The sequence below is a fragment of the Methylomicrobium sp. Wu6 genome, from assembly GCF_035916875.1.
Taxonomy (GTDB): domain Bacteria; phylum Pseudomonadota; class Gammaproteobacteria; order Methylococcales; family Methylomonadaceae; genus Methylomicrobium.
Genome location: NZ_JAXUHN010000090.1, coordinates 113,777 through 135,738, shown reverse-complemented (window position 1 = coordinate 135,738; position 21,962 = coordinate 113,777). Strand labels below are relative to the sequence as shown.

The 21,962-nt window shown below is 55.6% G+C and carries 43 protein-coding genes; 37 read left to right on the top strand and 6 right to left on the bottom strand.

Annotated features, from left to right (window positions below; all coding sequences use genetic code 11):
- Positions 1–27: 27 nt before the first annotated feature.
- A complete protein-coding gene (locus tag U2W12_RS16440) occupies positions 28–558 on the top strand; it encodes a phage virion morphogenesis protein (RefSeq protein ID WP_326501781.1) in 531 nt (176 codons plus the stop codon).
- Between the two features lie 4 nt (positions 559–562).
- On the top strand, positions 563–739 hold the full coding sequence (locus U2W12_RS16435; protein WP_326501780.1) for a hypothetical protein: 177 nt from the start codon (positions 563–565) through the stop codon (positions 737–739).
- Between the two features lie 85 nt (positions 740–824).
- On the opposite strand, the gene U2W12_RS16430 is transcribed toward U2W12_RS16435, so the two are convergent.
- From U2W12_RS16430 to U2W12_RS16410, 5 genes are all read right to left on the bottom strand, one after another.
- Positions 825–1,679, bottom strand: a complete 855-nt coding sequence (locus U2W12_RS16430; protein ID WP_326501779.1) for a BRO family protein — start codon at positions 1,677–1,679, stop codon at positions 825–827.
- Positions 1,680–1,888: 209 nt separating this feature from the next.
- Entirely contained in the window at positions 1,889–2,239 is a 351-nt protein-coding gene (locus tag U2W12_RS16425; RefSeq protein ID WP_326501778.1) for a hypothetical protein, read from the bottom strand.
- Between the two features lie 15 nt (positions 2,240–2,254).
- Entirely contained in the window at positions 2,255–2,443 is a 189-nt protein-coding gene (locus tag U2W12_RS16420) for a hypothetical protein (protein WP_326501777.1), read from the bottom strand.
- A complete protein-coding gene (locus U2W12_RS16415; RefSeq protein WP_326501776.1) occupies positions 2,440–2,688 on the bottom strand; it encodes a hypothetical protein in 249 nt (82 codons plus the stop codon). Before U2W12_RS16415 ends, U2W12_RS16420 begins: the two co-directional genes overlap by 4 nt.
- Positions 2,689–2,712: 24 nt before the next feature.
- Positions 2,713–3,132, bottom strand: coding sequence for a helix-turn-helix domain-containing protein (locus tag U2W12_RS16410; protein ID WP_326501775.1), 420 nt, complete (start codon positions 3,130–3,132; stop codon positions 2,713–2,715).
- A gap of 92 nt (positions 3,133–3,224) precedes the next feature.
- Here U2W12_RS16410 and U2W12_RS16405 point away from each other — a divergent pair, with 92 nt between their 5' ends.
- Positions 3,225–3,431 carry a DNA-binding protein gene (locus U2W12_RS16405; protein WP_326501774.1) on the top strand — a complete coding sequence of 69 codons (207 nt, stop codon included), beginning with the start codon at positions 3,225–3,227 and terminating at the stop codon, positions 3,429–3,431.
- Positions 3,432–3,530: 99 nt separating this feature from the next.
- On the opposite strand, the gene U2W12_RS16400 is transcribed toward U2W12_RS16405, so the two are convergent.
- Positions 3,531–3,845, bottom strand: coding sequence for a hypothetical protein (locus tag U2W12_RS16400; RefSeq protein WP_326501773.1), 315 nt, complete (start codon positions 3,843–3,845; stop codon positions 3,531–3,533).
- A 102-nt stretch (positions 3,846–3,947) separates the two neighbouring features.
- Here U2W12_RS16400 and U2W12_RS16395 point away from each other — a divergent pair, with 102 nt between their 5' ends.
- From U2W12_RS16395 to U2W12_RS16230, 34 genes are all read left to right on the top strand, one after another.
- Positions 3,948–4,397 carry a hypothetical protein gene (locus U2W12_RS16395; RefSeq protein WP_326501772.1) on the top strand — a complete coding sequence of 150 codons (450 nt, stop codon included), beginning with the start codon at positions 3,948–3,950 and terminating at the stop codon, positions 4,395–4,397.
- Entirely contained in the window at positions 4,394–4,867 is a 474-nt protein-coding gene (locus U2W12_RS16390; protein ID WP_326501771.1) for a hypothetical protein, read from the top strand. The genes U2W12_RS16395 and U2W12_RS16390 overlap by 4 nt, the downstream gene beginning before the upstream one ends.
- A gap of 2 nt (positions 4,868–4,869) precedes the next feature.
- Entirely contained in the window at positions 4,870–5,184 is a 315-nt protein-coding gene (locus U2W12_RS16385) for a helix-turn-helix domain-containing protein (RefSeq protein ID WP_326501770.1), read from the top strand.
- A gap of 2 nt (positions 5,185–5,186) precedes the next feature.
- A complete protein-coding gene (locus U2W12_RS16380) occupies positions 5,187–6,104 on the top strand; it encodes a hypothetical protein (protein WP_326501769.1) in 918 nt (305 codons plus the stop codon).
- Positions 6,104–7,864, top strand: a complete 1,761-nt coding sequence (locus U2W12_RS16375) for a hypothetical protein (RefSeq protein ID WP_326501768.1) — start codon at positions 6,104–6,106, stop codon at positions 7,862–7,864. The genes U2W12_RS16380 and U2W12_RS16375 overlap by 1 nt, the downstream gene beginning before the upstream one ends.
- 178 nt (positions 7,865–8,042) lie before the next feature.
- Positions 8,043–8,273 (top strand): hypothetical protein, encoded by a 231-nt coding sequence (locus tag U2W12_RS16370; protein ID WP_326501767.1) that lies wholly within the window; start codon positions 8,043–8,045, stop codon positions 8,271–8,273.
- Positions 8,261–9,421, top strand: coding sequence for an AAA family ATPase (locus U2W12_RS16365; RefSeq protein WP_326501766.1), 1,161 nt, complete (start codon positions 8,261–8,263; stop codon positions 9,419–9,421). The genes U2W12_RS16370 and U2W12_RS16365 overlap by 13 nt, the downstream gene beginning before the upstream one ends.
- Positions 9,421–9,609, top strand: coding sequence for a hypothetical protein (locus tag U2W12_RS16360; protein WP_326501765.1), 189 nt, complete (start codon positions 9,421–9,423; stop codon positions 9,607–9,609). The genes U2W12_RS16365 and U2W12_RS16360 overlap by 1 nt, the downstream gene beginning before the upstream one ends.
- Complete coding sequence (locus U2W12_RS16355; protein ID WP_326501764.1) at positions 9,609–10,004, top strand: hypothetical protein; 396 nt, start codon at positions 9,609–9,611, stop codon at positions 10,002–10,004. Before U2W12_RS16360 ends, U2W12_RS16355 begins: the two co-directional genes overlap by 1 nt.
- The gene (locus U2W12_RS16350; RefSeq protein WP_326501763.1) at positions 10,001–10,525 is read left to right on the top strand and encodes a hypothetical protein; all 525 of its coding nucleotides are present in this window, start codon (positions 10,001–10,003) and stop codon (positions 10,523–10,525) included. The genes U2W12_RS16355 and U2W12_RS16350 overlap by 4 nt, the downstream gene beginning before the upstream one ends.
- Positions 10,518–10,772 (top strand): hypothetical protein, encoded by a 255-nt coding sequence (locus U2W12_RS16345; protein ID WP_326501762.1) that lies wholly within the window; start codon positions 10,518–10,520, stop codon positions 10,770–10,772. Before U2W12_RS16350 ends, U2W12_RS16345 begins: the two co-directional genes overlap by 8 nt.
- A 211-nt stretch (positions 10,773–10,983) precedes the next feature.
- A complete protein-coding gene (locus U2W12_RS16340) occupies positions 10,984–11,589 on the top strand; it encodes a hypothetical protein (RefSeq protein WP_326501761.1) in 606 nt (201 codons plus the stop codon).
- Positions 11,582–12,205: a DUF3164 family protein gene (locus tag U2W12_RS16335; RefSeq protein ID WP_326501760.1), complete on the top strand. Its 624-nt coding sequence runs from the start codon at positions 11,582–11,584 to the stop codon at positions 12,203–12,205. The genes U2W12_RS16340 and U2W12_RS16335 overlap by 8 nt, the downstream gene beginning before the upstream one ends.
- Positions 12,206–12,228: 23 nt before the next feature.
- Positions 12,229–12,381 (top strand): hypothetical protein, encoded by a 153-nt coding sequence (locus U2W12_RS16330; RefSeq protein ID WP_326501759.1) that lies wholly within the window; start codon positions 12,229–12,231, stop codon positions 12,379–12,381.
- Positions 12,368–12,853: a regulatory protein GemA gene (locus tag U2W12_RS16325; RefSeq protein ID WP_326501758.1), complete on the top strand. Its 486-nt coding sequence runs from the start codon at positions 12,368–12,370 to the stop codon at positions 12,851–12,853. The genes U2W12_RS16330 and U2W12_RS16325 overlap by 14 nt, the downstream gene beginning before the upstream one ends.
- Entirely contained in the window at positions 12,831–13,025 is a 195-nt protein-coding gene (locus tag U2W12_RS16320; protein WP_326501757.1) for a hypothetical protein, read from the top strand. The genes U2W12_RS16325 and U2W12_RS16320 overlap by 23 nt, the downstream gene beginning before the upstream one ends.
- Positions 13,022–13,423: a Mor transcription activator family protein gene (locus U2W12_RS16315; protein WP_326501756.1), complete on the top strand. Its 402-nt coding sequence runs from the start codon at positions 13,022–13,024 to the stop codon at positions 13,421–13,423. The genes U2W12_RS16320 and U2W12_RS16315 overlap by 4 nt, the downstream gene beginning before the upstream one ends.
- 297 nt (positions 13,424–13,720) lie before the next feature.
- Complete coding sequence (locus tag U2W12_RS16310; protein ID WP_326501755.1) at positions 13,721–14,407, top strand: phage antirepressor N-terminal domain-containing protein; 687 nt, start codon at positions 13,721–13,723, stop codon at positions 14,405–14,407.
- Between the two features lie 8 nt (positions 14,408–14,415).
- On the top strand, positions 14,416–14,631 hold the full coding sequence (locus tag U2W12_RS16305; protein ID WP_326501754.1) for a hypothetical protein: 216 nt from the start codon (positions 14,416–14,418) through the stop codon (positions 14,629–14,631).
- Between the two features lie 148 nt (positions 14,632–14,779).
- Positions 14,780–15,292, top strand: coding sequence for an N-acetylmuramoyl-L-alanine amidase (locus tag U2W12_RS16300; protein ID WP_326501753.1), 513 nt, complete (start codon positions 14,780–14,782; stop codon positions 15,290–15,292).
- Complete coding sequence (locus U2W12_RS16295) at positions 15,289–15,621, top strand: hypothetical protein (RefSeq protein ID WP_326501752.1); 333 nt, start codon at positions 15,289–15,291, stop codon at positions 15,619–15,621. Before U2W12_RS16300 ends, U2W12_RS16295 begins: the two co-directional genes overlap by 4 nt.
- The gene (locus tag U2W12_RS16290) at positions 15,618–15,836 is read left to right on the top strand and encodes a hypothetical protein (protein WP_326501751.1); all 219 of its coding nucleotides are present in this window, start codon (positions 15,618–15,620) and stop codon (positions 15,834–15,836) included. Before U2W12_RS16295 ends, U2W12_RS16290 begins: the two co-directional genes overlap by 4 nt.
- A complete protein-coding gene (locus tag U2W12_RS16285) occupies positions 15,781–16,032 on the top strand; it encodes a hypothetical protein (RefSeq protein ID WP_326501750.1) in 252 nt (83 codons plus the stop codon). Before U2W12_RS16290 ends, U2W12_RS16285 begins: the two co-directional genes overlap by 56 nt.
- Positions 16,020–16,157 (top strand): hypothetical protein, encoded by a 138-nt coding sequence (locus U2W12_RS16280; RefSeq protein WP_326501749.1) that lies wholly within the window; start codon positions 16,020–16,022, stop codon positions 16,155–16,157. The genes U2W12_RS16285 and U2W12_RS16280 overlap by 13 nt, the downstream gene beginning before the upstream one ends.
- Positions 16,158–16,283: 126 nt before the next feature.
- Positions 16,284–16,517 (top strand): hypothetical protein, encoded by a 234-nt coding sequence (locus tag U2W12_RS16275; protein WP_326501748.1) that lies wholly within the window; start codon positions 16,284–16,286, stop codon positions 16,515–16,517.
- 177 nt (positions 16,518–16,694) lie between these two features.
- The gene (locus U2W12_RS16270; protein ID WP_326501747.1) at positions 16,695–16,889 is read left to right on the top strand and encodes a hypothetical protein; all 195 of its coding nucleotides are present in this window, start codon (positions 16,695–16,697) and stop codon (positions 16,887–16,889) included.
- Entirely contained in the window at positions 16,886–17,269 is a 384-nt protein-coding gene (locus U2W12_RS16265) for a hypothetical protein (RefSeq protein WP_326501746.1), read from the top strand. Before U2W12_RS16270 ends, U2W12_RS16265 begins: the two co-directional genes overlap by 4 nt.
- The gene (locus U2W12_RS16260) at positions 17,262–17,573 is read left to right on the top strand and encodes a hypothetical protein (protein WP_326501745.1); all 312 of its coding nucleotides are present in this window, start codon (positions 17,262–17,264) and stop codon (positions 17,571–17,573) included. Before U2W12_RS16265 ends, U2W12_RS16260 begins: the two co-directional genes overlap by 8 nt.
- On the top strand, positions 17,563–17,802 hold the full coding sequence (locus U2W12_RS16255) for a hypothetical protein (protein ID WP_326501744.1): 240 nt from the start codon (positions 17,563–17,565) through the stop codon (positions 17,800–17,802). Before U2W12_RS16260 ends, U2W12_RS16255 begins: the two co-directional genes overlap by 11 nt.
- Complete coding sequence (locus U2W12_RS16250; RefSeq protein WP_326501743.1) at positions 17,795–18,346, top strand: phage protein Gp27 family protein; 552 nt, start codon at positions 17,795–17,797, stop codon at positions 18,344–18,346. Before U2W12_RS16255 ends, U2W12_RS16250 begins: the two co-directional genes overlap by 8 nt.
- On the top strand, positions 18,343–18,663 hold the full coding sequence (locus tag U2W12_RS16245; RefSeq protein WP_326501742.1) for a hypothetical protein: 321 nt from the start codon (positions 18,343–18,345) through the stop codon (positions 18,661–18,663). Before U2W12_RS16250 ends, U2W12_RS16245 begins: the two co-directional genes overlap by 4 nt.
- An 86-nt stretch (positions 18,664–18,749) precedes the next feature.
- Positions 18,750–18,995 carry a hypothetical protein gene (locus U2W12_RS16240; RefSeq protein WP_326501741.1) on the top strand — a complete coding sequence of 82 codons (246 nt, stop codon included), beginning with the start codon at positions 18,750–18,752 and terminating at the stop codon, positions 18,993–18,995.
- A gap of 34 nt (positions 18,996–19,029) precedes the next feature.
- Positions 19,030–20,400, top strand: a complete 1,371-nt coding sequence (locus U2W12_RS16235; RefSeq protein ID WP_326501740.1) for a terminase family protein — start codon at positions 19,030–19,032, stop codon at positions 20,398–20,400.
- Positions 20,397–21,953 (top strand): DUF935 family protein, encoded by a 1,557-nt coding sequence (locus U2W12_RS16230; protein WP_326501739.1) that lies wholly within the window; start codon positions 20,397–20,399, stop codon positions 21,951–21,953. The genes U2W12_RS16235 and U2W12_RS16230 overlap by 4 nt, the downstream gene beginning before the upstream one ends.
- Positions 21,954–21,962 lie beyond the last annotated feature (9 nt).

Sequence of the window (21,962 nt, the reverse complement as noted above, 5' to 3'; positions counted from 1 at the left end):
GCCTGAATAATTTTATCGGATGAGTCAATGATTGAAATCGAAATTGATGACAGCGCGATTCGCGCGGCATTGCAAAACCTGTTGGCCGTGACCGGCAATTCGGATGACGTGCTGAACGAGATAGGCGAGCACCTGGCCGAATCGACCTTGCACCGGTTCGAAACCAAGACCGGTCCGAACGGCAAGCGCTGGGCGGATAATAGCCCGGTTACGATCGAGCGTAAAGGCCGCAACGATCCGCTGATCGATCACGGCAGCCTAAGTGAACAGATCCATGCGCAGCTATTAGGTGACGACACGCTGGCGGTCGGCAGCAGCATGGAATATGCGGCCGTGCAGCAGTTCGGGGCTAAGATGGGCGAGTTTGGGCGCTATTCGCAAATCGCCAGGGTCAGAAAATATGGACTGGGGACGTTCCAGGGCAGCGCCGGCACGCAAAAAGGATTCCCGCTCCCGTGGGGAGACATCCCGGCCCGGCCGTTTTTGGGGGTTTCGGAGGATGATAGGGATGCGATTTTGGCGATTATCCAGGCGCATTTAAACGATGCGATAGGTTAAAGCGATGGATGGAAAAATATTTATCGCCTTGGTGATCTCAATCGTCTCGTTGATCTCTGGCGGATTGGCCTGGCTCAACTGGCTGAGCTATCAGAATCACACCCATCAAATGGATATTGCCCTGCAATTATCCCAAGAAGCAACGCGCCGCCAGGAAATCGTTGCACGCAATTGCCGATGAACAAGATAATTGCCTATTCGTAGGCCGGATAAGCGCAGCGCATCCGGCTGAACATCATCGCGGCGCATTTGCGGGATGCGATGGGTTAAGGTTTTTTATCCAGTTTTTTAAAATCCTTATGAGTCGATTTTAAATCACCTTTAATTTTCTTAATGTCGTCCCGTATCGGCAAATTTTCTGGCTTAACCCCGGTCAACTCATACATGGTGTCACGAACTTTTTTGCCTACAGTAAACGCTGCTGCCTCAGCTGGCTTTTGTCCTTCTATTCCTTCTTGCTGAATTTTTAAATCAGTTTGAGTAATTCTGAATAAATTAGCCGCCAACTCTGTTTTGCCCATAAAATCCAAAGGCGTTCGTCCATCTGGAATGCCTTTCAAACTTTTAAGCTGGGCCAAATGCATGTTGTACATCCCTCTGTAACCCGCATTTTGAAAGAACCCGTAGTTATCTACCCCGGCACCTTTTGCTGTGGAGCTAAGTGACTTCTCGTGAATAGATAACTCATCGCGAATCATGATTCTTTCGACATCCTCGGCTTCATCAACGTAACGTTTGAAAGCTTCGGCCAGCGAGGCAAAATACACTTGGGCGCGTGCCACCTCGACTTTTTTCACATCGCCGTTCATGGCGACCAAATAGCAGGCAAAACGAGAAAGTCGACAATCCCTGATCTCAGCCCCATTCACCAAACGCTGCTCTTGCTTAAAATTATCCATAACATCAATGGCAAGCGTGGTGCAGGTGCCGATCGCCTTGTTGATGACTTTCATAAACGATTCTAACGATGTGTAACCGAGCATCGACATGAAGTCGGAGGCGTACCAGTAGGTAAACCCATTTTGTAAAGCCAAGTCGTTAAAACTGGGCCTACTTTCGTCAAAATGAAAGACATCATTTTCTGTCATAGGAGTGCTCAAATCAGCTGTCATATCATTCATGAAGTGTACTCTTTATTTTTATTAAAATCATTGAACGTCTTTTGATAGAGGATTGATAGCGGAATTATCCTCATAAACGTTTATAAACACCCAAGATGCCAATAACGTCAGCTTGGGCAATGCACGGCAGCGCCGAACCGCCTTACGACGCCCTGCGGGCTTCTGGTTGCGTTGGGTTACAGCTGACGCCTAACCCAACGCGCTACGCTCTAATTTGAGGCGCGTGGGCTAATGTTTTTCGCGCCGTTACACCGGTAATACTCAGCCAGCGTGGTGCCCATCGTTCCCGAATTGAACTTGCCGGACCAAGGCGAGAATGTGGCTTGATGCTGCTCCTTCGTCTGGGTAATAACAACGGTATTGGCATCGAACATCGTAGCCCGCTGTTTGTGCCAGTTGTAGCATTTAAGACCTGGCTCGGTGCAAACCTCCTGCATTTTGTAAACGCAATTATCCGGCACCGAGTTTTCCAGCCGCACAAATTCCCAACCTGCGTATTTATTGGCACAGGCGGTTAACGCCAAGGTTGCGCAAGCGGCAACGATGAGTTTCGATTTCATAAATATCCCCATGTTTTAAACGTAGACAATAAACAGCAAGCCGAGATGGGTCGTCGAACGCCATTTCATCCGGCCTTCCTCAATTTGACCTGTTGTTATTTTATCTGTTTGTTCCGTCTTTTTGGTCCGCTTTCGCGGCGAGTAGCGCCATGCGCTTGATGGCGTCTTGATCTTCCTTACAATTTCTTTAGAGCCATCAGTCATGATTCCTTGAACCCTTCAAAGGGAAACGGCTTGAGCGGTAACTTTCCGGCTTGTCGCTCCACATTGGCGAGCGCTTCAACTAAACAAAAAGCCCCAGCCTCACTCAGGTGATGCAGTCTAATCGCCTGAATTAAGGCGTCTCGCAGCAAAGGCGGAACGTCATAGCCTTCCTGTTTACAGGCATCGGTAACAATGTTATCCGCGTTTTCTATCCAAGCCTTCCGTCTTTCGTAATCTTCAATCATAGCTTTACCTGTTTCTGTCAATAGTTAACCCGCTCTTTTTACCTTGGTTTTCGATTCCGACTCCTTGGATGTCGGCCTCGCGGCCATCAGCGCCGTGCGTTCTACAGTGCGCTTGTCCTCCTCATCGGCAATATGCCGATAGTTATCCAGAAGCTTGGCTTCCCGCTCTGAAAGCGTCGCAGTTATTGCATCAACCTGTTCGCCGCTCAAAGTCATGCTAAAAGTTTTAATGAACGAATATTCACCCGTCAGGATGTAATTAACGTCTCCGCCAGCCGCAGCTATTGCCGCTAAAACATCCATGCCCGGGGATAGTGTCCCCTTCTCATAACGACTCCAAGTTTCTTGCCGCACACCGCAAATTTCGGCCGCTTGCGCCTGTGTCAGCTTCATTTTTTTTCTGATTTCTTTAAGTCTTATGAAAAAAGTTGATTTATCAGTCATAAAAAATATTGAATTTATGATTTATACGTCATATTATTAAGCCCAACAAAGTGCAAACTAATTTGCATCCACACAAAGCGAGGTAACTCACCATGAAAAAACCACTCACCCCCGAACAGGTTAAAGAACAATTCCAACAACGTGGCCAAACCTTTTCCGCGTGGGCCAAAAACAACGGCTACACCCGTAACGAGGTTTACCGGGTTCTCAACGGGCAAACCAAAGCCAAGTACGGCAAGTGCTACGAGATCGCCGTCAAGCTGGGCTTGAAGGTCGATAGTTCCCAACAAGCCGCCTAGGAGCCGCCATGATTCAGACTGCCCTTATACAGGGGAGCACCCGCGCCAACGGCAAGCGCGTGCTCACCGCCGCCGTTGCCGCCCAGCTCGTTCAATCGATTAGCGAGCCGCCTTGCCCGGATCACTATTCGGCCACACTCCGAGCAGCGCCAATTGCCGATAAAGTATTTTTGCCGCTTCGTATTTCTCCGCGGTTTCGTCGCTGTCTTCCGCGCGTTCCGGATGCGCACTCAGCTCTTCGAAGCGCTCTTCGCTGTGTTTTAGCGATTGCTGGATCTTGGCAATCTCCGGGTGTCCGCGCAGCAGAAACGGCAGGATTTGTTCCAGCACCAAAAAAACGCCGGTCGCCCAGTCATCTGTTGTTTTTAGCTCGGCGCGTAATGCGTCGATTTGGCTCTGTAGGTCGTTAACCATGTTGTTCTTCCGTTTGTGTTTAAGACGATCCTATTTTTGCAGTGTAAAACAAATTTTCGCAATGCACAAAAGCGGTTTTTGTTTGTATCCCTGGGTGGCGCAATGAAAAGAATTGCTTCCAAAAAAAATCCTTGCTTGGCTTGCCGCCGTCGACATCGCTCAGTCGATTCCACCGCTGCGCTTTTATTGCTGGACATGATGCGCGTTGCCGAGCCCATAGGTTGCAGCCATCGATTTACTCTCAGTTTCCTGAAAATATTTGACCTGACTGAGGCGGAGATTGAGCAAGCCCTCGCAATGCTCATAGAGCAAGGCCGCATTACGCGAACCGAGTATTTTAAGTCAAGCCTAAAGCCAACCCGTTTTTCGATACCGGTGGACTGTCTGCCTACTGACGATAGAAAGCACGTCATTTGCGAAGTGATCGAGACAAAAAACGACTTATTTCATATCGCCGATTACTGTGCTTGTCCTCCACCGACAAACCGCCAGTTCGAGGCGCTCGACAAAGCGAGCAAAACAGTATCGCGTTTACTAGAGCCGCGCCCATGAGACGAAATTGGAAACGCGTGCAACCGTCCAGCCTGCGGGATGCAATGGACCTGTGTCTGGAGTATGCGCGGGAAAAACACAACCAGTCGATCGACAACATCGCGGACACGATGGGGTTGGCGAGCAAATGGACGCTGTACAAATGGGTGCAGGAAGCGAACCTTCCCAGCCGAATGATTCGCCCCTTCGAACATGCCTGCGGCATTCATTTGGTCAGCCGCTGGCTGGCCGTGTCGAGCGGCAAGCTGGTGATCGATTTTCCGCGCGGCAAGCTAGCTTCGCCGGAGGACATCCACACCCTGCAGGAGGTTACGCATGACGCGATCGGCGCGCTGATTAAGTTCTACGCCGACCAGGCCGACACTGTCGAAACCTTGGCCGCTGTGCAGACTGCCTTGGAACGTTTGGCATGGCACAAGATTAACGTCGAGAAATCGCATCAACCCGAATTACCGTTTGACGAAGAATGACCATGACCACAAAAACAAGAACAACCCAGGACCTGAAGAGCACCTTGAAGGTGCTCGCTGTAATGAAGGTTTTAACGCGCAACATGGCGCACGGATTCAGCTCGTCCGAACTGGCACGGGAAACCGGGCTCAGCGCGAGCGACATTACGCGCTACGTCAATACATTGGAAAACGCCGGCTTTGCCGAACGCATCGCCGAAACCGGGCGGATTCGGCCCAGCATATGGTTCGCCAAATCGAGCCTGGCCATGTTGCACTCGATAGACCAGGCTCAGGAACGCCTGGGTGAAATCAAACAACGTATGAATAGAGGATAAACATGGCACGCACACCCAGCGACATTATCGACAGCAGCGTTAAGGACGCCGAAGCGCCCGGCATCAAGCCAGAGCTGTTTAATGAACAAACTCAGGCGCTTGCCGAGATCGACGCGCATTACGGCGACATCATTCCGTACGAGCGCGACCGCACAATACAAGAAACGCGGTTTTTTCTTAGCCAGTCGGCGGAGGCGATGCTGGAAGCCGGCAAACGACTGACACTGCTCAAGGAGCATGAACCGCATGGCGAGTGGCTGAATTGCCTCGACAAGATCGGAATCGACAGAACGGTTGCATTCCGAATGATGCAAGCCGCCGTCAAGTTTTCAAATGTTGCGACGTCGCATCATTTGAAACAGCTCGGAAAATCCAAGCTGCTCGAACTGATGGTGCTGGATAACGAGGAAATTACCGGCCTAGTCGACGAAGGCGGCACCGTGCGCGGTCTGAAACTCGACGACGTGGACCGCATGAGTGTGAAGGAACTGCGCGCCGCCTTGCGCAAAAGCCGCGAAGAGACCAAGCAAATCGCCGAAACCAAGGATCTGATTATTCAGAAGAAAGACCAAAAACTCAATCAGCTCGACGAGCAATTGGCCATGCAAGAATTGAATCGCGCCAAGACTGCCTTCGCCGAGCCCGATACCGCCGCCCTGGCCGCGCGCGATGAGCTGCAGTATACGGCCGAACGCATCAAGGCCGCAGTCATGACCGATTTGCGCAAGCGACTTAACGAACTTTTCGAAGCCGCCCCCGGCCAGCACATACAGTTTGCCTCCGCCTGCCTGATCGAGATCGGCCGCGAGCTGGCGATTTTGCGCGGCGACTTTAACCTGCCGGACACCGTTTCCGAAAGCCTGATGCCGGAATGGCTGACTCAGGACGACCTGGACACCATCCAAGGCAAGGAGTCCTGATGAGCGCCGCGATGCTGGAGCGCTTGGCGGCGGTGGCGCTGGCGGCGCAAGAGGCCCCGCACGGGCAGCGCGGCCAGATCTATCAGACCGCCTGCGTCGAGCTGGGGATTTCGCTGCAGACGCTGCATGCCAGGCTGAACGCGATCAGCGTTCGGCCCAAGCGCAAGCGGCGCAACGACGCCGGCGCGACCAGCCTGCAGCGCGCCGAGGCCGAGATTATCGCCACCTATTATCTGGATCACATCCGTAAGAACGCCAAGCGTGTGAAACCTTGGGATCAGGCGATTGATGAGCTGCGCAAGAACGGCATGATCGTGGCCGGGCGGGTCGATCCGGAAACCGGCGAGTTCAAGCCGCTGACGGTCAGCGCGATTCAGCGGGCGATGCGCGGCTACGGCCTGCATCCCGAGCAGCTGCAGGCGCCCGATCCGGTGACACCGCTGACCAGCAAACACCCGAACTGGTGCTGGCAAATCGATGCGTCGCTGTGCGTGCTGTACAAGCTGCCCGATCAGGGCTACGGCATCGAAGAGGTAAAAACGGTGGAGCGCTACAAGAACAAGCTCAGCCATTTCGCCAAGATCGAGCACAAGCTGGTACAGCGTTATTTGATTACCGATCATGCCAGTTGCGCGGTATTCATCTATTACGCGCTCGGCGGCGAAAGCACCGAGAGTCTGTGCATGCTGCTGGTGCTGGCGATCCAGCAGCGCGAAGCGTACCCGTTTTACGGTATTCCACGCATCATCATGCTCGACCGGGGCAGCGCCAACCGCAGCGCGATGTTCCGCAATTTGTGCAAGGCGCTCGGCATCAAGCTGATCTTCGCGCAGGGCGCGCGTGCCAAGGGGCAGGTGGAAAAGATGCACGATGTGATCGAGCTGGGCCTGGAATCTGGCCTGAAGATGGCGACGCATATCCGCGATGTCGATGCGCTGAACGCCTTGGGCCAGCGTTGGATGCACTGGTTTAACGGCACCCGCAAGCACTCCCGGCACGGCATGACGCGCTACGCGGCCTGGCAGCGGATTACCGCAGAGCAACTGATCGCGACGGATTTATCGACCGCAGAGCTGTTGCAGTTAGCGCGCGACAAACCGCAGTCGTGCAAGGTCACGCCGTATTTGACGGTGCGGTTTAAAGGCATCGATTACGACGTATCGCAAGTTCCTAATGTACTGGTCGGCCAAAAACTCGACGTGTGCCAAAGCGGCTGGCAGAGCGGCACGGCGCTGGCGGTGCTGGTGGATGCGGAAGGCTACGACGTGTTTTATCCCCTGGCGGAAAAGCCGCGCGATGAGGTATGGGGCTGGTTTACCGACGGTGCGGACATTGGCGAAACCCATGCGCGCCATGCCGATACGCCGGCACAAACCGCGCGCAAGGCGCTGGAACGCTTGGCGATGGGGGCCGAAACGGATGAGGAAGCAGAAGCCAACCGTAAGGCCAAGGCCGCGCCGTTCGGCGGCCAGATCAACCCCTACAAGGAAATGGATGAATATCAGACCCCGGCGTATTTCCCGAACCGGGAGACTCCGGCCAAACTGGAACGCGCCCAAATCGGGCTGACCAGCATGAACCTGGTGCAGATGGCGCAATGGCTGCGCGGCAGGCTGCAGGACGATTACCGGCCGGAAATGCTGGCCGATTTGCAGAAACGGTATCCAACCGGGGCGACCGGGCCCGAACTGGAAGATGTGCTGGCAGACATCCGCGCTGGCCGCACGGCGGCCGGGCGGGCTAAGTTGCAGGCGGTTTAGATGATGCCGTTCAGCGTAAACCAACCGGCAAAAGACTTTCTGGCGGATTGCGTTAATAACCTTTCGAACCTTTTGAAAGCTGGCAAAGAGCCAACGATGGACATTGTGTTATTTGGCGTGACGTTTGAATTTCGGATAAAGCCGGAACAAGTGATTTTTTTAAACCAGAGGAAAAACAATGGCGAAATATATCCTGATCATCGAAGACGTTGACTCAAGCAATCTCAACGCGCCGATCGATATCACGGTGCATCAATTTTTGCGGATCGATGAAAATCCGAAGGTGTTGACGAAAGCCGGCAAGCTTACCCGGTACGCGCAATTGAAGCTGGCGGAATTGACCATGGTCTCCGAACAAGACAAGGCTGATCTTGAGCGCATGATGGGGGCGGCGCGATGCTGCCACTGAAAGCTCTGCTGAAAACGAAAGGAGTTGTGCAAGCGCGCCTTGGACGGCTTGTTGGGGTAAGTCCGGCAACGATTGCGCAATTAGTGAATCACGGCATTTGGCCGACCAATCCGCCGCGCGATGCATTGCAGGCATCGATCACGGCGGTATTGACCGCCAAAAACATCGCGGTAAAGCCCGCGCATTTTGAACCCGTTCCCGTAGCAGGGGAAACGGAAAATAACCCAAACGCCCCGGAGGGCATAGATATGCTACTACGAAAACAGACTTTGTCGCCACAGGCCCGTAAACATTTCGGCCTGTTCCGCGATCCGTTCGACAACGATGTGCAGGAGCCTGGCGACGTGTTCGTGACGCCGGACATCCGCTATGTGCGGGAGGCGATGTGGAGCACCGCCAAGCTCGGCGGCTTCATTGCGGTCGCGGGCGAATCGGGCAGCGGCAAAAGCACCCTGCGGCGCGACCTGATCGATCGGATTGGTCGCGAAGATGCGCCGATTGTGGTGATGGAGCCCTACGTGCTGGGCATGGAAGACAATGATCTGAAGGGCAAGACGCTGAAGGCAGGATCGATCGCGGATGCGATGATCCATGCACTGGCGCCGCTGGAGAAGCCAAGAATGACGATCGAGGCCAAGGGTCGGCAGTTGCACCGGCTGTTGAAGTCGAGCCGGCACTCCGGGTTTTCACACTGCCTGATCATCGAAGAGGCGCACGGCTTGAGCGTGCCGACATTGAAGCACTTGAAGCGATTCTTCGAGCTGGAGGACGGCTTCAAAAAGTTGTTGTCGATCATACTGATCGGCCAGACCGAGCTGAAAACCAAGCTTTCGGAACGGGCGCCGGAGGTGCGCGAGGTGGTGCAGCGCTGCGAGCTGATCGAGCTGAATCCGCTCGACAGCCAGCTCGACGCTTACCTGCGCTTTAAATTCGCGCGCGTCGGCAAAGAACTGGACGATATCTTCGAGAAGGACGCGCTGGACGGCATCCGTGCCCGTCTGATCTTCAGCAAGGGCGACAAACGCGGCCACAATACGGTCAGCCTGATGTATCCGCTGATGGTGAACAACCTGGTTGCGGGCGCGCTGAATCAAGCCGCGACGCTGGGTTTTCCGAAGATTTCCGCCGATTTAATCAAGGAGGCGTAATGACAGATAAACAAACCTGCGCAGTCTGCCGTTATGCGCGTAAACCCGGCAATATTCCCGATTCGAGCCGCCAGTGCCAACGCCATCCGCCCAAGATCATGCATGATCCTGAAGATTTTGCGGAGTTCCCACGGGTGTATGCCGATGACTGGTGCGGCGAGTTTCAAATCGACGCAAAGGAGGCATGATGGCAAAACCCATCGATTCCACACAATCGGAGCTGATCGGCGCGAAGGAGGTCGGCACGCTCTGCGGCAACAAATCGGTCGCCTGGCCTAGTTTCAAATTGAAGTCCGATCCGAGCTTTCCGCGCCCGTTCCTTGGGAACATGGGTTCCGGCGGCGGAAAGATGCAATGGCGGCGAGACGATATCGTCGCCTGGTGGGAGGCCAACGAGGGCCGACCCCATCCGCCCCCGGTCGCAAAGAAGACGGCTTTTGCCGGCGAAACCGCTAAACATTTCATAACCGGGCTATTCGATCCGTCACACGCACAAAAGGCCCGCTTGCGCCGCATCGAACGGGCGCGGACCAAGGGCATTACAAACCAAAAACAAATACGCACAGAAGGGGACTGGCCATGAGTTATTCAGATCAGGAAATAGAGTTTTGGGGCCGCATTTTCAGCATGCTGGAGTCCGAGCTGCGCATTCTCAGCACGCATCATGTCAACTTCGCGCTGTTCATGCAGGACCCGGCCCGCAACGAACGCTGGATTCGCATTTATTTCGCGAACCCCGTGCTGCTGGCCCATCGCCGGGCGGGCGCGAGCGTGACCCTGCGGGCGTTTCTGGAAAACGGCGCGGAGCTGGTATTGCTGGGCGCGCAGGTGATGGACTGCATGCAGCGCGAAGAGATGGGCATTGTCGCCGACAATGCCCTGCTGCCGCGGCAGCGGGCGGCGGCGCAGGTATTCGAAACGATGGCGGAGGAGGATTTGCAAGAGCAGATAGATCAGGCCTATGAGCGATCCCATGCGGTGGAGCACAGGGGCAACTGCTTTTTCGAGCCTATTACGCGGATGTTCTGCAAAAAATGGAACCGCAGCAAGAGCCCGCATGCTCGCAAGCTGATCAAGACGTTGCCGGGGTGGTTGCATGGCTGAGAAATCATTGATCGAGTTGCCGGTTGCGTTGCTGGCGGTGGGTGTTGGGGTGATCTCCCTGCTGGGCGTGATGCTGATGCTGGCGAATTTATTTCGAGAGATGATTCGGCAGATGAGCCCCGCCCAGGAGATGCCGGCTCGCCCCGGAAAACAGGTTTGCAACTATCCCGATTGCAATTGCCCGTTCGATGCGCCGGCCGATCCGAACTGGTGTGCGTGGGGATATCCGCATGAGGGGGTTGAATGAGTAGACCGGCATGGGGCATAGCCCCGATCAAATGCGCAAAGTCGCGCTGCAAGTGGCGTGGATATGAAACCGGCTTGCAACAGGTTGCAAGCCGTGACATTGAAGGAATGACGGAATATGTATGCCCGGATTGCAAAGGTGACAGCTATATGTTCATGACCCCGAATGAGATTGCCGCATGGAATCGCATAAAAGCCACTAAGGAGGGCGAATGAAGCTGAACTGCCCGTCCTGCGGAGCTCTGATGAGCCTGGACGTGATCGTCGCGCACGACGGCGCCCGCGAGGCGGTGCAGATGGCGATGAACCTGCCCGCGCCGCTGGGCAAACTCATCATCCAGTACCTGACCCTGTTCCGCCCGCAAAAGCGGCAGCTGACGCTGGACCGGGTCGCCGATATTCTGGCGGAACTGCTGCCGTTGATCCTGGCCGAGCGCATCAGCCGCAACGGCAAGGACCACAAAATCGCACAGTTCGTCTGGGCGGCCGGGCTGAAAGAGATCATGATCCGGCACAAGGACAAGCCGCTGACTACACCGCTGAAAAATCACGGCTACCTGTTCGAGATATTGATTAGCCAGGCGGCTACCGCCGAGGCCAAGCTGGAAGCCAAGGTCGAGCAGCAACGCCGACAGCCGCCGGCGCGTGAACAGGATCAGCGCAGCGGCGGCATGAAGAATGTCGGCGAGCACCTGGCCGGCATGAAAGCCGCGCTGAAGGGACAGACCGAGCCAACGATCAGCTTTTCTGAGCTGACCGCAATGGCTAAACAGAAAGAACTTGAACGTAACCAACAAAGCGAGACAAACCATGAGTGAACCCAACGACATCATCAACACGCAATACAAGCGCAACGCCCTCGGCCATTTGGTGCCGGTCGAGCAAATCAAGGAAGTGGATCTGATCCGCGACGACCTGGTCGACCGCATCATCAAGAATGCCCGCCATTTGCAAGCGGCGATGAAGGACTTCAAAGCCCGCACCTTGACCGAGATCGACAGCTTCATCGACCTGTCCGCATCGGAATATCTAACCCAGTTCGGCGGCGCCAAGGGCAACATCACCCTGTCGAGCTACGACGGCAAGTTCCGCGTGCAGATCAAAAATCAGACCTATATCGCCTTCGACGAGCGCCTGCAGGTCGCCAAGACGCTGATCGATGAGCTTATCCACGAGTGGACCAAGGACAGCCGAGGCGAAATCAAGGCGCTGATCGAGCATGCGTTTCAGACCGACAAGGAAGGCAACATCAACAAGGGCCGCGTGTTCAGCCTGTTCCGGCTGAAGATCGACGACCCAAAGTGGCTGCGGGCGATGGACGCGATCCGCGATAGCATGCAGGCATCGCACAGCAAGGAGTATCTAGGCCTGTACGAGCGGGTCGGCGACGAGGACAAGTATGTGCGGATTTCTCTGGATATGGCGGGTCTGTAATGGTCACGCGCGAGGAAATTTATGTGTGCGTAAACTGCGCAGGCAACGGCAACTGCCCGGATTGTTCCGGCAACGGCATCGATATCAATGGGGACGATGTCTGCATGGCGTGCGTGGGCTCCGGTGAATGCACCGAATGCGACGGCAATGGCGAGGTGAACTATGACGACGAGTAATTCGCAAACCGACAACCGCAAGCGCCTCTACACGCTGCTGGCGGTCGGCAAGGAGCAGCTCGGCTGGGACGACGAGTTTTATTACGGCATCTGGCTGCCGATGCAGGGCGCGACCAAAAACTGCGCCGGTTGCTATTCGGCCACCACGATGAGCATTGCGCAGCTGTTCCAGGCGGTCGAGACGATGAAGAAGGCCGGTTTCCGCGTTAAGCAGAAGCCGAGTCATCGCGCCTTGGCCGATGATGCGCAATCGAAGATGATCCGCGGGCTATGGCTGGAACTGCACGAGTTGGGCGCGGTGCGCGATCCGTCCGAGGCGTCTTTGGCCAACTACGTGAAGCGGCAAACCGGCGTCGAAGCATTGCAGTGGCTGAACGGTGAGCAGTCTGCAAAGGTGATCGAGGCGCTGAAGCAATGGCGTAAGCGTGTAACAAAGACGGAGAAATCGGATGGCCAAAATGAGAACGCCTAACCAGGAAACCATCAATGCAACGATTGCCTGGCTTGAAGATTGGGCGAGAGAAATTAGAGCGCGACAAAAAACTAACGCATTTGAGCATGCGGAGGCGTTCATTTTGGAAATGGCCGCGGCAAGATTAAAGGCTAACCCTGAAATCCTTGGATTGCATTTTCCAAAACCATGATCGATCTGCCCCTGCACCTTTTGCCCCCCAAGCTGCGCGAGATCGCCGAGTATTGCGACGTCGAGACCGCGCTGCTGCTGTTGGAAAATGCAGGCGGCGGGCATGTGGCGGTGCCGGAGGCGGCGCATCTTCATAGCCTGCATCAGTTGGTGTTGTGGCTGGGCGCGGAGCGGGCCCATGCGTTCTGCATAAATTTTTCCGGGGACATCATCCAGATCCCGCGCGCGGCCGCCGCGATGCGCGTTGTGCGCAACAGGAAAATACGTGAGGAACGCCAGGCAGGGGCGCAGTTGTTTACCCTGGCCCGCCGCTACGGGCTGACCGAGCGGCAGATATTATCGATCGTCGGCAAGAATGAGCCGAATGCCGGGCAATTTGATTTGTTTGGGATGGATTGATGGCACATGGAAGGCAATGTAATGATTTTTTTAGATTGACAAACTGTTTTCCGAGAGATTAGGCTATGCCCGCGCCGTCAATCCGGCGCACGGGATTGGCGTCTCGGAATTACTCGGCATAAGGCCGCTTCAAGCGGTTTTTTTATGCTTAGCGCTCAGTTCACTGTTATGTCGGGCTGGGCGGGCCCCTCGCAAGAGGGGGCCGGTTCCGAGTGACCGGTACGCCAACCCGTCCAGTCCGGCACCCATGATTGGCGTCATGCTGCCGGGTTTCCTATTTTTCACTCGGAGTTCAACATGAACGAACCACAAGCCTTACAAGTGCAAGCCCAGCAATTGGAAACCGTCTGGTTTCACGAACATGCCATCCTGATCGCCAACGTCGATAAGACCCATTATGTGGCGATGAAGCCTATTGTCGAATCAATGGGGCTTGCTTGGAATGGGCAATTTGAGCGTATTAAGCGTGACCCAATTTTATCGACCTGCATTCGTGTCATACGAACTCAGCTACCCGGCGATGCGCAATCCAGGGAGCTTATTTTTCTGTCATTAGATTTTTTCCACGGCTGGCTATTCACCATCGACGCCTCCCGCGTCAAGCCGCAATTGCAGGAAACCATCCTGGTTTATCAGCGGGAATGCTATCGGGTACTGGCGGAGCATTTTTCCAAACGGGACATCCAGGAACCGGTTTTAAAGCTGCAAAATCAGTTGCAAAAGACACAAACCCAGCTCACGCGCCTGGAGGCGTTCTGGTTCGCCAAATATCCGCACTGGCGCACGATCCGCGCCGATTATTACACCGGCTACCCGTTCAGCTATATCGCCAAAATGGCCGACAAATCGGTCAGCGCCTGCCGCCGGGCGGTGAAAAGCATGGAAGCCTGCGGCCTGATCAATCCGCGTTACGCGGCGCTGCACCGGATGCCGGACGGGCAATACAGGTTGTGGCTGCAAGCCAATCCGCAATTGGGCTGGTAGGAGGCGTCATGGAACCGATGACCGCCCATTTCGAGCTGTCCGAAGAGCAGGAGCTGCGCATGTATCGCGTGCGGCATATCATGCAGGTGATGCGTGATATGGCCGACGCCATCCCGCCCGGCAAGCAAATATGCATGAACCCAGAGTCATTATCCTGTCTGTTTTCGATTATGGAAGAACTGCTGCCGCAGGATAAAGACATGCTGTATCAAATCCACTCCTAGCCTTACCCTGCGCGGTTGCATGACCGCGCAGGCTTCCCCCGCTTAAACCCCCCATTCCGAAGCCCTTCGGATTATCCCGCTTTACCTACCCCGATAAACTGTTCCGGACTTATTTGTTTTGTCCGTTTCCGTTTTCCGGGGGTTCCATGTGAGCACTAGACCGCTCGATCGTATCAACGAAATCATTATCCATTGCGCGGCAACGCCCAACGGCAAATGGTTTACCGCATTCGATATCGACCAATGGCACGCCAAGCGCGGCTTCAAGCGTGATCCGCGTCAGGCGCAATACAGCCCGCACAAGCATATTGGCTACCACTTTGTGATCGGCATTAAGGGCGGCGTTGAAATCGGCCGCAACCAGTACGAAATCGGCGCGCATTGCCAGGGCCGCAATCTAAGCAGCATCGGCATTTGCCTGGTGGGCACCGATAAATTCACGATTCGGCAATGGGATGCCCTGAAAGCGCTGGTGCTGGCGTTATTGATGAAATTCCCAAACGCACACGTGTTAGGGCACCGCGACACCTCGCCGGACGCCAACGGCGACGGTCACATCGACCGAAGCGAATGGACCAAGACATGCCCGGGATTTGACGTGTACACCTGGCTGCGTGGTGAGATGCAGCCGCTTCCCCCCCATCTTTTGGATATGCCATGAGAAATACCTATAGCAGTTGCATTGTTACCGCTTTATTTGCCGTTGCCTTGTTTTTTATTTGCGCCTCGGCGCGGGCCGAGCCGCGCTTTAACGCGCTCGACCCCGGCGATCCTTTATATGCTGAATATCAGCAAGGCTTGTGCGCGGAAACCCTGGCCGGCTACAACCGTTTTTCCGCCGACAAATACTGGCTTGATCATCGCGACCCGAAGTTTGCCGGTAAATCTCCGGAGCAGCGCGAGGCCTGGGTTGTGGATTATGTCATTACCGTTGAATTGCGCGATTCGTTGCGCGAGCGTTTCAACGCCAATTGCGGGGGTGAACCATGAGTGGCTGGAAAACCAAGGCCGGTGCCTTCTTGTTGATCGTTTACGGCGTGTTGGGCACGTTTTTCGGCCTGCACGGCGTTGACGAGTGCATGCAGTTCGTCGGCAACGGCCTGATCGCGCTGGGCGTCGGTCATAAAATCGATAAGACGGGAGTAGCGTATGCGCAAGCTCAAACGAGTAATGTGGCTGATCTGGTCCGCCGCAATTCTAAATAGCTGCATGGTGATTGGCGGCGGCAAGGCCGCCGAGGCCGATTTTTGCGCCGCGGTGCCCGAGCCGAAGCCGTTCACTAAACAGGTCAACCTGGAAATTTTCGAGGGCAATCTTTTGAAATGCGACGAGGGCTGCGAGCAACTGGTTCGGGAATATACCGCCCAGATCGCGGCGCACCAGGCGGCATGCGCAAAATAATGCTGCTGGCACCGCTGCTGGCCGGCTGTTCGTCTCCGTGTCATTTGTCGCTGGCCTATGGCGGAGACCTGATACGGCCGATTTACGTTTACAACTTTCAGCCGGGGGTGACGTGTGTTTACTGATTTATGGCGTAAAGCGCAGCACCGGCTGACGGTGTACTTATGGGTAGACTATCGCGGTAGCCGGTTTGATGGCTATTGCTGGGCGATGATCGGCGTTTTGGTATTGGGACTGGGAGTGATGTATTTATGAAAGTGGGCGCGATAGCGATCAATCTGTTCGCCAAGCAAATGGTTGGGGGAGTGCCGTTCGAGGCCGCCAAGGGCATTGTGCTGGATTTGCAAAACCGGGACATGACCAATGAAGAGAAGCGGGCCGCGGCGGTGGCGCGTTTACAGGAACTAGATTATGCGCTGGCTGGGTTTTTGGTGAATCTGGCGGTGGAGCTGGCGGTGGCCTGGGTGAAGGAGCAGAGCAAATAACATGCACAACCTTCTCGTCACTGCCTTGCTAATGTCAGCGATAAACCCGCAACCTGAGCAACATCACGAAATAGTTATCGTTGCAATGCGGCCAGATGAACCGAAATGCTGCTCATCCTATTTACGCAAATCAAAAAGTAAAAATCGGCGGGCACGGCGTGAGGAAAGAGGCTGGTAATGGACATAGCCGACCGCGCCGAACAGGAAATCGAGATGCTACAACGGGTGCAGCGCGAACACATGCACCGGGATACACCCGAGGCAATCGCGACCGGCGAATGCCTGTTTTGCGGTGAACCGCTGGCAGTCGGCATGCGCTGGTGCGGCGCCGAATACCGGGACGACTGGGAACGCGAGGTCAACCGAACATGACCGTGATGACATGGCAGGCAATCGGTGTGCTCTGCGCGGTATTGGTGGCATTTGTGACCGCGCTGTGGACGGTCGGCAAGGTGCTGATCAAGCAGGTGATGACCCGGCTCGACGAGCGCTTCAAGGCAATGGAGGATGCGCGCGTCGAGGCCGGCCGGCACTGGGATAACAAATTTGCCGCGCTGGAGCAGACTGCCAGCGCCAACGAACAGGAATGGCGGCGCGTCGAGCGCGATGTGCTGACATTAAAGGCCGATCTGCCGTTGCATTACGTGCGACGCGAGGATTATGTGAGAAACCAGACCGTGATCGAGGCGAAGATCGACGGCCTGGCCATCCGACTGGAAAACGTATTATTGAAGGGGAGCCACGATGGCTGACATGGTAAAAATCCGCCGCGAAACGATACGCTGGATGATCCTGCTGACGCTGAACAATGCAAGGCCGACCGGCGCGTATGAAAAGCTGGTGCTGTCGGTAGTGCAATCGGAATACCCGGACTCGACCCAGAACGAGGTGCGGCGCGAGATGGATTATCTGGACGAGCGCGACCTGGTGACGATCGACCGGCAGCCGGACGGGCGCTGGTTTTGCAAATTGGACCGCTACGGTGTGGACGTGGTCGAGTACACTGTGCCGGTCGAACCGGGCATTGCGCGGCCGGAGAAATACCATGACGCGTAAGGTCACGCTGTCAGCACCGCAGAAAGAGATCATTGATGTGTTCGCGCATATCATGGTGGCGAGCGATATCGCCAAGAATGTCGAAGGCATGGCCGGTTTTCTCGATAGCTATTTAAACGAGGCAATGACGCCAAAGCAGCAAGCCATATGGCAAGCGCTGCTGAACAGATCGACGCAGGTCAGGAAGGATATGCTCAAGGAGCTAAAACAGGAGAAATCCGGTGCCTAGGCCGTCGCCGATCGACGACTTTACACCGGAGCAGCGCGCCGCATTCGAGGGCGAGCTGATCCGGCGTAACTTCAAGGATTACGATGGCCTGGTCGACTGGCTGAAGGCCAACGGCCTGGAGATTTCGCGCAGCGCAGCCTATCGGCACGGCAGCAAGTTGCAGCGCCGCTTGCAGGCTGTGCGCAATAGTACAGAGGCCGCCAAGCTGATCGCGGAAGCCGCGCCGGACGATGCGGATCTGCGCTCGGCGGCGGTCATATCGATGGTGCAGTCGGAGCTGTTTGATGTGATGGTGACATTGCAGGATCTGGACGAGGCCGAGCCCGGCGAGCGGGTGATGCTGCTGAAAGAGGCGGCGCGCAGCGTGCTGGATATGACCAAGGCGAGCGTATTGCAGAAGAAGTGGCAGGCGGACATCAAGGATAAGCTGGACAAGGCATTCTCGAAGCTGGAAACGCAGGCCGGCGAGACGCAAAGCGGGCCGAAAAAACTGGATGCGGATACGTTGGCGGCGGTTCGTCGCGAGGTTTATGGATTGGTATGAGCGAAAAACAAGACAAATTTGAATCGTGGGGACTGCTGGAACTTTTCGGTCACCAGCGTTTAGCTGGCCTTTTGAGCGAGCAGACTATTGGCGGATGTCATTTCATCCGTATCGACGTACCAGAAGTTGATGGTGTTCCCGGTTATACCCGATTTTTCACCAATGGGGCGATTTACGGGATGACCATTACCACGGAAGAAGTGGCAAGAGCGTTGGCGGCAAATCTACGAGCAAAACCGATACAAGCCTACGAGATGCCGCGCTTGGGCAATTCAGTCGCGTCGCATGACGATGACGATGATGATTTCCCGCTATAAATGACCGCCCTCGATTCCGGGAGGGTTGAATGACGGTTTAGCCCCTACACCTACACAAGCTAGGGCACAATTAAGAGGAAAATCAAATGCATTACCGCAATGGCCGCGGGGCAAATAACGGCGACAAGTTGGTTAAACTGGAAGGCGGCAAGATTGTTGCTGTCGGCGTGCTGCACAGCGCCACTCCTGGAAACGATTATTGCAACGGATATATTGCCCCCATCCAATCCCCATCCCAGGAAATCGCCTGCATGGTTGATTGCCTGCACATCGACGACGTGGCCGAAATGCTGGCCGAAAAGGGACTGGACAAGCGCCCCGAAGGTAAATAAACGAGCGGCTAACCCGAATTAGAGCTATTAAGCCGTGACCGCCCTCGACCTCTACCTCTACCAAAAGACCTGGCTGAAGGATAAAGCCCGTTTCAAGCTGGGCCGCTTCGCCCGGCAAACCGGCAAGACCTTTACCACCACCCTGGAACTGGTCGACGACGCCCTGCAAGCCGAGGCCGCCGGGCGCCGTTCGCCCTGGGTGATCCTGTCGCGGGGAGAACGCCAGGCGCGGGAGGCGATGGAAGAAGGCGTATTCCGCCACCTGGAAGCCTACGGCCGCGCCGCATCGAGCTATGGGGTGGAGGAAATCGACTGGTACGACGAGGACTCGGGCCTCAAGCGCAAGGCGCTGCAGGTGGTCCTCAGCAAGTTGAACAAGATCACCGCGCTGCCGGCCAATCCGGACACCGCGCGCGGCTTCTCGGCGAACGTCTTCCTGGACGAGTTCGCCTTCCATGCCGACAGCCGCAAGATCTGGACCGCGCTGTTTCCGGTTATTTCGGCCGGATTCAAGCTGCGCGTGACCAGTACGCCCAACGGCAAGGGCAACAAGTTTTATGACCTCTGCACCAGCGAAGACAGCGCCTGGTCGCGCCATACCGTCGATATTTATCAGGCGGTGGCGGACGGTTTGCCGCGCGATGTGGAGGAAATGCGCCAGGCTTTGAACGATGAGGATGCGTGGGCGCAGGAATTCGAGCTGAAATGGCTCGATGAGGCTTCGGCCTGGTTGTCGTTTGAGTTGATCAATAGCGTCGAACATGATCATGCCGGCATTCCGGAGCATTACGCCGGCGGCCCGTGTTTCGTGGGCGTCGATATTGCGGCTCGGAACGATTTGTTTGTAATCTGGATAGTTGAGGTGATTGGTGATGTTTTCTGGACACGTGAAATTATTGCAAAGCGGCGTATTAGCTTTGCTGATCAAGATGCACTTCTGGCTGATGTATTTATGCGATACCGTGTTTTACGCGTTTGCATGGATCAGACCGGCATGGGCGAAAAGCCGGTTGAAGATGCTCGGCGACGTTATGGCACAAGCCGCGTCGAGGGCGTGCTGTTTACCGGCCCGAATAAGCTCTTATTGGCAACAACAGGCAAAGAGATGTTCGAAGACAGGCGGCTACGCATCCCCGCGGGAGTCTCCGAACTTAGAAATGATTTGCATAAGCTGAAAAAAGAAGTCTCGGCGACGGGATCACCCCGGTTTGTCGCCGATAGCGATGCCGCAGGCCACGCCGACCGGGCGTGGGCCTGCTTTTTGGCGATTCATGCGGGTTCCAATACGCCGGCATTGATAGAGTTCGAATCCACCGGTAAGCGCCGCGTGCTGCACGACTCGGTTTCTATCCATGACGATGGCGACCGGGTATCCGGACTCAACGATTTTGCAGGGTATGTATGAGTTATAAGGTGCAAAACGGCGTGTTGATTCCGGCCAGTTTCGCCGAAGCGCCGGCGGCCAAGCCTATTTTCGAGGAAGTGGCCACCACGGCCGATGGCCGCGATATTACGCGGGGTTTCGTCGACGGCCTGCAACTGTTGCCGCCGGTGGATAGCATTCAGCAGTTGCGCGGCGTGGATCTGCGCGTCTATGACGAAGTGCGCCGCGACGACCAGGTCGCCACTGTATTGCAGCAGCGGAAACTGGCGTTGTCGAGCAAAGAGTGGGCGGTCATGGCCGGCGGTACCAAGCGCGCCGACAAGGCTGCAGCCAACTTCATTACAGAGCAGCTGAATAACATTCCCTTCGATCGGCTTACCGAAAAGATGCTATCCGGCCTTTTCTGGGGATATGCCGTGGCCGAGTGCCTGTGGGCGCGGGACGGACAATTCATTGCGCTGGCCGATGTAAAGGTGAAGAAACAGCGCCGATTCGGCTTTGCGCCGGACGGCTCGCTGAGGCTATTGACCTCGAAAGCGCCGCAGGGCAAAGAACTGCCGGTGCGCAAGTTTTGGGCATTTTCGACCGGCGCCGACGATGACGACGATCCGTATGGGCTGGGCCTGGCGCATTGGTTGTATTGGCCGACGTTTTTCAAACGCAACGGCATTAAATTTTGGCTGATTTTTCTAGAAAAGTTCGGCATGCCGACGGCAGTTGGCAAATACCCCACTTCGGCCAGCGCCGACGAGAAATCGCGTTTGTTGCAGGCGCTATATGCGGTGCAAGTGGATAGCGGTATCCGCATCCCCGACACGATGCAGATTGAGCTATTGGAAGCAGCGCGCTCCGGATCGGCCGATTACACCGCGCTATACGACCGGATGAACGCGGCGATCAGCAAAGTGGTGCTCGGCCATACAGGCTCGTCCGATTCGACACCGGGCCGTCTGGGCGGCGAAGACATGGCTTCTGAAGTTCGCGGCGATTTGATTAAGGCCGATGCGGATCTGATCTGCTCATCGTTCAACTTGTCGATCGTCAAATGGCTAATCGACTGGAATTTCCCCGGCGCGGCCCTTCCCAAGGTTTGGCGAGAAGTGGAAGAAGCCGAGGATTTGAAGTCGCGGGCCGAGCGCGACAAGATTATTTTCGATATGGGCTACAAGCCCACATTGAAGTATATCGCGGACACATACGACGGCGAATTCGAAGCAAAACCAGAAGCCGATCCTAATACCCCTCCGAGAGAGCCGGCATTAGCTCCGGACAACCGTTTGCCCTCCCAGATGGATAACTCTGGGAGGGCGGCCCAGTTTTCCGAAAATCAGGATCAACCGACACCACCGGAACTGATGGCAGACAGGCTGGCGCAGGATACTGCCAAGCCCGGCCGCGACTGGATGGATAAGATCATGGCGATGGTGGATGCCGCAACGTCGCTTGAGCAGCTGCGCGATATGCTGCTGAATGCTTACGGCGATCTGGACAGCAGCGACATGACCAACGTGATGGCAATGGCATTCGCCGCAGCCGATCTGGCCGGGCGTTTCGATATTGAATTAGGCAATTAATCTTTTAAC